We start from the raw sequence: 7,121 nt of genomic DNA on the forward strand, positions 1-7,121 counted from the left end.
ACGAGGTGCGCACCGCCGCGGAGGCGACTCTGCGGGAGGTGTCGCGGCGCTGTGCGGAGTCGGTGGCCGGGCAGGAGCGGGCCCAGGAGGTGGCGCGGGAGGAGGCGGACCGCGAACTCGCCGAGCGGGAGCGGGCCTTCGAGGCGTACGTCGGTGAGCTGTCCGAGCGTGGCGAGCGGCTGCTGGCGGTTGCGAGGCGTGAACGTGCGGAGGCGGAGGAGGCCGCGCGGCGCTGGCAGGAGGAGGCTTCCGCGCGCGGGGCCGAGTTGATCGCGGCGGCGCGTGTACGCGAGGAGGGAGTCGAGCGTGAGACGGGTCGGGAACTGCGTGAACACGCCGAGCGGGCCGAGCAGATGAGGCGGCACATGGCGCGGGTGCGGAGCACCCTGGCGTCGTTGACGGGCCGGGCCGCGGAGCAGGAGCCGGCGCACGAGCAGGACCGCGATTCGGCGGCGGGAAGCCTGCCGTGGCGTGATTCCGAACGGGGTGAAGTGGTCAGCCTTCCGGGGCAGATGAGGGGCCGGGTGCGCTGAGCGCTCCGGGCACGTTCCCGGCGGCGGCCGGTTCGCCCGTCGCCGGCGGAGCGCTGTCGAAGCGCTCAGCCACGTCGCGTTCCGGCGAGGAGGCGGGGTTCCTTCGCCGCGTACTCGTGGCGCTGGCGCTCCTGTGCCTCCGGGCTGCTGAGGAAGGTGCAGGCCCAGCCCAGCAGGAAGCCGACGGGCATGCTGATCAGGCCGCTCGTGGTGAGCGGAAAGATGTCGAAGTCCGCGTCGGGGAAGAGCGATTGGGGCGTTCCGGAGACCGTGGTGGAGAAGGCCATCACCACGACCGCCGAGACCGTGCCGCCGATGAGGGAGCCCAGCATGCCGGCGCGGGTGAAGCGGCGCCAGAACAGTCCGTAGACGAGGGCCGGGGCGATGGCGGAGGCGCTGATGCAGAAGGAGAGGATGATCAGCGCCCGGAGCCCCTTGTCCTGGACGAGCACCGCGAGGGCGATGGCCGGCAGGCCGACGGCGAAGGCGGCGAGCCGGGCGAGGCGCAGCTCGTGTCGTGGTGAGGGCTCGTCCCTCCGGCGGGCCACCACGTGTGCGTACAGGTCGTGGGCCAGGGAGTTGCCGCAGGCGAGGATCATGCCCGCGACCGAGGAGAGCAGGGTGAGGAAGACCGCCGTGGCGACCGTGGTGAAGACGAGCGTGGAGAGCGCCTCGGAGTCCGCGAGGATCGCCTGGCTGAGCTGGAGGATCGCGGTGCTGCCCTGGGGGCCGCCTGCTTCGATGATGTCGCGTCCGAGCAGCGCCGTGGCGCCCGCGCCGATGATGGCGATGAGGAGGACGAAGACGGCCATGATCGTCACCGCGTAGGACATGGCCCTGCGGATGGCGGGTGCGTCCTTCGCGGTGAACATGCGCATCGTCACGTGCGGGAGGCAGGCCGCGCCGAAGACGACCGTCAGCGCGCTGAAGACCAGGTCGACCTTGCCGATCGAGGTGGCCTCGATCAGCAGTCCGGAACGTGAGTAGGCGTCACCTCTGCCGCTGCGGGCGTCGGCGAGAGTCATCAGCCGGGACACGTCCCAGCCGACCTTGTCCATGACGAGCAGGGCGAGCAGCAGCGACGCCCCGAGGAGCACCACGAGCTTGATGATGTGGATCAGCGCCGTGCCCTTCATGCCTCCGATGGCGGCGTATCCGATCATCAGCAGGCCGAGCGCGATGATGACGGCGGTACGCACGGAGGAGCCCTCGAAGCCGAGGACGAGCGTGACGAGGTGCCCCGCGCCGGAGAGCTGGAAGACCATCAGGGGGAGCAGCGCCGCCAGCGTGACGGCGCTCGCCGCGAGGCGCACCTTGCGGCTGGCGCCGCGGTGGGTGAGGGCGTCGCCCATGGTGAACCGGCCCGCGTTGCGCAGGGGTTCGGCCAGCAGCACCATCAGCAGCAACAGGGAGAGCGCGGTGCTCAGGGCGAGGACGAGGCCGTCGAAGCCGGCGAGGGCGATGATGCCGATCGTGGAGAGCACCGTCGCCGCGGAGATGTAGTCGCCGGCGATGGCCAGGCCGTTGCGCAGCGGGGCGAGCGTGCGGAAGCCGGTGTAGAACTCGTCCAGGTCGTCGCGTTCGGCGCTGGTCATGACGCACAGCAGCATCGTGACGCTGACGAGCGCGGCGAAGATGGCGAAGGACAGTGACTGGGAAGTGGAGTCGACGGAGTTCACCGGCTCTCCTCACCTTCGCGTCGCTCGGCGTCGGCTATGCGTACGCGGTGGGCTGCGGGGTCGATCGTGGAGCGGGCGATCAGTTCGTAGGAGACGACCGCGAGCACCGTCAGCGGGATCAGCATCAGCCCGAGGAAGACTCCGAGGTTGAGCGCTCCGAACAGCGGCGTGTCCATGAGGCCGGGCAGGTACGCGGCCATGGCGAGGTAGCCGATGAAGTAGGCGAGGACGGTCACCGTCATGGTGCGGCGCAGCCAGCGGTATGCGGAACGCAGCCGGAGGAGTTCGGTGTTGTCGCGCGCCGGGACTCTGGGAGGACTGGCGGGCGGCGGACGGTGCGAGGGCCGCGGCGGATGGAACGGCCGCGGAGGGTGCCCGGGCTGCGGGGGATGACCGGGACGCGGCGGGTACTGTCCGTAGTCGCCGAACCACTCATACTGATCATGGGTGTTGGACGACATGCGAGGTTCCCCCTTGCACGGAGCCGAAAGCCCGAGGTTGACCGCACGTTACTGGCGAGTGTCATCGGTATGGAAGGGCCCGGGGGAACCTTGTCACAATCCCCACATCGTTACTTACGGTAATCCCAGGCCGGTGAACACCCCCTAGGGGGAGCCCCGTTGAGCTCCCCCGCATTCGGGGTGTCGTTTTCGTCCCTCCGCAGGAGGAGGCGGCGCAAGTCCTTCTTTAGGCTCTTGTTGCAGAACGAGCCCCGCACATCGGGTGGGGGTAACCCCCGCTCGCAGACGCGTACGGGCACCATCGCGGCGCAGGCCGCTGTCCGGAAAGCTCGGATGTGCACCGCGGCCGGGCGCCCATCCCGCGCCGAAGGACACTGAGTGAGGAGACACCGTGACTACGGCTGTAGCGAACCCCAGGAGCGGGGGCAGCGGGGCACGTTCGGCTGTGGCCGCCGCCGCCCGGCAGTTGGTGAAGTCCTACGGGTCGGGGGAGACCCGCGTGACGGCGCTCGACCACGTCGACGTCGAGATCGCCCGTGGCGCGTTCACCGCGATCATGGGGCCGTCCGGCTCCGGCAAGTCGACGCTGATGCACTGCCTGGCAGGTCTGGACTCGGCGACCGAGGGCCGGATCTGGGTCGGGGAGCAGGAGATCACCGGCCTGAAGGACAAGAAGCTGACGCGGCTGCGCCGCGACCGGATCGGCTTCATCTTCCAGGCGTTCAACCTGCTGCCGACGCTCGACGCCCTGGAGAACATCACGCTCCCCATGGACATCGCCGGGCGCAAGCCCGACAAGGAGTGGCTGGAGCGGGTCATCAAGACGGTGGGGCTCTCGGACAGGCTCAAGCACCGGCCCAGCGAGCTCTCCGGCGGCCAGCAGCAACGCGTCGCCGTCGCCCGCGCCCTGGCCGCCCGGCCGGAGATCATCTTCGGTGACGAGCCCACCGGCAACCTCGACTCCCGCGCCGGCGCCGAGATGCTGGGCTTCCTGCGCCGCTCCGTGGACGAGCTCGGTCAGACGGTCGTCATGGTCACCCACGACCCGGTCGCGGCCGCCTACGCCGACCGCGTGCTGTATCTCGCCGACGGCCGCATCGTGGACGAGATGAACCGCCCGACAGCGGAGGCGGTGCTGGACAAGATGCTGCGCCTCGCTGCCAACACCCCGCACACCGCTGGGGAGCTCGGCGCGAACGGGAGCAGGCCGTGACCGTCTTCAAGGCATCGCTGCGCAACTTCTTCGCGCACAAGGGAAGAATGGCGCTCAGCGCCGTCGCCGTCCTGCTCTCCGTCGCGTTCGTGTGCGGGACGCTGGTCTTCACCGACACGATGAACACCACCTTCGACAAGCTCTTCGCGGCCACTTCGGCGGACGTCACCGTCAGTGCGAAGAAGTCGAAGGACCGCGACTCGCGCCAGGAGACCGACAAGCCCCCGACGGTTCCCGCCTCCGCATTGAGCAAGGCGCGCAGCGCCGAGGGTGCGAAGTCCGCCGAAGGCGTCGTCTCCAGCGAGAAGGTCACCGTCGTCGACGAGGACGACAAGAACGTCGGCTCCTCGACGGGCGCGCCCACCATCGCAGGCAACTGGACGGTGGGCGACCGCAGGACGATGGAGATCACCTCCGGGCGCGCGCCCCGAGGGCCGGCAGACGTCATGGTCGACGCCGACACCGCGAAGAAGCGCAAGCTGGAACTGGGCGACGAGCTGCGCACCATCACGGTGACCGGCGACTTCACGGCGAAGATCTCCGGCATCGCGACGTTCCAGGTCACCAACCCCGGTGCTGCCATCGTCTACTTCGACACGGAGACGGCACAGCGAAAGCTGCTGGGGGCCACCGGCGCCTACACCGGCCTCGCCGTAAGCGCCGACAGCGGGGTGACGCACGGCCTGCTGAAGAAGAACGTGAAGGCGTCGCTGGGCGCGGACACCTACACGTACCAGACGCAGAAGGAGGCCGCGGACTCCAGCCGGGACCAGATCGGCTCCTTCCTGGACGTGATGAAGTACGCGCTGCTCGGCTTCGCCGGAATCGCCCTGCTGGTCGGCATCTTCCTCATCGTCAACACCTTCTCGATGCTCGTCGCGCAGCGCACCCGCGAGATCGGGCTGATGCGCGCCATCGGCTCCAGCCGCAGGCAGGTCAACAGGTCCGTCCTCATCGAGGCGTTGCTGCTGGGCGTCGCCGGCTCGGTGCTGGGCGTGGGCGCCGGAGTGGGCCTGGCCATAGGGCTGATGGAGCTCATGGGCTACCTGGGGATGAACCTCAGCACCTCGGAGCTGACGATCGCCTGGACCACTCCCGTGGCCGGTCTCGTCCTGGGCATCCTCGTCACGATGCTCGCGGCCTATCTCCCGGCACGCCGCGCGGGGCGGGTCTCCCCGATGGCCGCGCTGCGGGACGCGGGAACTCCCGCCGACGGCAAGGCCGGTGCGCTTCGCGGCGTGCTGGGCGTCCTGCTCTGCGGCGGCGGAGGAGCGGGCCTGTACGCGGCCACGAAGGCCGAGAAGGCGGCAGAGGGATCGGTGTGGCTGGGCGTCGGCGTGGTCCTCACGCTGATCGGCTTCATCGTCGTCGGGCCTCTGCTGGCCGGCGGGCTCGTGCGGGTGCTGTCGGTGGTGACGCTGCGGCCCTTCGGACGGGTCGGCCGCCTCGCCGAACGCAACGCCCTGCGCAACCCACGCCGTACGGGCGCCACAGCCGCCGCGTTGATGATCGGGCTGGCGCTCGTCGCCTCGCTCTCGGTCGTCGGCTCCTCGATGGTCGCCTCGGCCACGAAGGAGCTGGACCGTTCGGTCGGGGCGGACTTCATCATCCAGTCCGGCAACGGCCAGCCGATCACCCGCACCGTGGAGAAGAAGCTCAAGGCGTCGAAGAACCTGGAGACCGTCACCTCGTACAAGATCGTCAACGCCCGCATCACCGCACCCGGAGGCAAGCCCGACGGTGCCCAGCTCACCGCGACCGACCCCTCCTACATGAGGGACCTGCGGCGGGAGACGAAGTCGGGCGACCTGGACGCGGCCTACGACCGTGACTCGATGTCGGTCGGTGACGCCTACGCCAAGAAGAACGACGTCAAGGTCGGGGACACCCTGAAGGTGGCCTTCGGCAGCGGCCGTACGGCGAAGCTCACCGTGGCCGCGGTCACCTCCGACGACAGCAGCGTCGACAAGGGCTCGATGTACACCGACATCGCCACCGCACGCCGCTACCTCCCGGCCGGCCAGGTGCCTCCGAACACGATCATGTTCGGCTCGGCGAAGGACGGCCAGGAGGACGCCGCGTACACGGCGCTGAAGAAGGAGATGAAGCCCTACCCGCAGTACCAGGTCCGGGACCAGGCGGACTTCAAGCAGACCCTGCAGGACCAGGTCGGCCAGATGCTCAACATGGTCTACGGGCTGCTGGCACTGGCGATCATCGTCGCCGTGCTGGGCGTCGTGAACACCTTGGCCCTCTCGGTCGTCGAACGCACCCGTGAGATCGGGCTGATGCGAGCCATCGGCCTCTCACGGCGGCAGTTGCGCCGCATGATCCGGCTCGAGTCGGTCGTCATCGCCCTCTTCGGCGCGATGCTGGGCCTCGGACTCGGCATGTGCTGGGGAGCCGCAGCACAGAAACTGCTGGCGCTGGAGGGGCTGAAGATCCTGGAGATCCCCTGGCCGACCATCGGCTCGGTCTTCATCGGCTCGGCCCTTGTCGGTCTGGTCGCGGCGCTGGTCCCGGCCTTCCGTGCGGGGCGCATGAACGTACTGAACGCCATCGCGACCGAGTAGGGCGACCGAGCACGACGGAAGGAACGGGCACGAGGAACGGCCCGATGCGGAGTCCCCGGTGAGCGCCCAGGTGCTCACCGGGGACTCCGTTCGTCGCGTAGGGCACCGTTCACGCGGCGCCACAGGCCGCCCCGCACCGGGCTCGTCCCCTGGAGCCCTGAAGCCCCTGATCCCGTCAGGCCCGGACCAGGTCGCAGCCCGGTCCGTTCCGTCCCGGGCTGTCGGCGTCCGGACGTACCCTGGAGGACCCGGAACGTCCACCCGAGTCGTTGCCGGGCTTTCGCGTTGCCCACCCCCTGACGGGAAGCCCCCACATGAGTCTCACCGGACTGCTCGACGCCGTCGCCCATGACTCCGCGCTCGAGGAGGCCGTCAAGGCCGCCGCCGACGGAAACCGGCAGCACGTCGACCTGGTCGGTCCCACCGCGGCGCGTCCCTTCGCCATCGCTGCGCTCGCCCGCTCCTCGGGCCGTCCGGTGCTCGCCGTGACCGCGACCGGGCGCGAGGCGGAGGACCTGACCGAGTCGCTGCGCTCGCTGCTGCCGCCCGAGGGCGTGGTGGAGTACCCGTCCTGGGAGACGCTGCCGCACGAGCGGCTCTCGCCCCGCTCCGACACCGTCGGCCGCCGCCTCACCGTCCACGGGCCCCTCGTTCTCCACCTG

General features: G+C 69.8%; 5 protein-coding genes and 1 pseudogene. 4 read left to right on the forward strand and 2 right to left on the reverse strand.

The window, feature by feature from the left end; all coding sequences use genetic code 11:
- Nucleotides 1-533 (forward strand): annotated as a pseudogene (locus tag H5J26_RS26390) (cellulose-binding protein); the annotation flags it as partial.
- A gap of 65 nt (nucleotides 534-598) precedes the next feature.
- Here H5J26_RS26390 and H5J26_RS26395 read toward each other — a convergent pair.
- Both H5J26_RS26395 and H5J26_RS26400 read right to left on the reverse strand, forming a co-directional pair.
- Nucleotides 599-2,212: a cation acetate symporter gene (locus H5J26_RS26395; protein ID WP_309238077.1), complete on the reverse strand. Its 1,614-nt coding sequence runs from the start codon at nucleotides 2,210-2,212 to the stop codon at nucleotides 599-601.
- Complete coding sequence (locus H5J26_RS26400; protein ID WP_181768476.1) at nucleotides 2,209-2,673, reverse strand: DUF485 domain-containing protein; 465 nt, start codon at nucleotides 2,671-2,673, stop codon at nucleotides 2,209-2,211. Before H5J26_RS26400 ends, H5J26_RS26395 begins: the two co-directional genes overlap by 4 nt.
- Nucleotides 2,674-3,064: 391 nt before the next feature.
- On the opposite strand from H5J26_RS26400, the gene H5J26_RS26405 reads away from it, so the two are divergent.
- The 3 genes from H5J26_RS26405 to H5J26_RS26415 all read left to right on the forward strand — a co-directional run.
- Nucleotides 3,065-3,886 (forward strand): ABC transporter ATP-binding protein, encoded by an 822-nt coding sequence (locus H5J26_RS26405; RefSeq protein ID WP_181768477.1) that lies wholly within the window; start codon nucleotides 3,065-3,067, stop codon nucleotides 3,884-3,886.
- On the forward strand, nucleotides 3,883-6,459 hold the full coding sequence (locus H5J26_RS26410; protein ID WP_181768478.1) for an ABC transporter permease: 2,577 nt from the start codon (nucleotides 3,883-3,885) through the stop codon (nucleotides 6,457-6,459). Before H5J26_RS26405 ends, H5J26_RS26410 begins: the two co-directional genes overlap by 4 nt.
- Nucleotides 6,460-6,773: 314 nt before the next feature.
- Nucleotides 6,774-7,121: hypothetical protein (locus H5J26_RS26415; protein WP_181768479.1), on the forward strand; the 348-nt coding region annotated here is incomplete at its 3' end.

The sequence above is a fragment of the Streptomyces albidus (ex Kaewkla and Franco 2022) genome, from assembly GCF_013870515.1.
In the GTDB taxonomy this organism is placed as follows: domain Bacteria; phylum Actinomycetota; class Actinomycetes; order Streptomycetales; family Streptomycetaceae; genus Streptomyces; species Streptomyces albidus.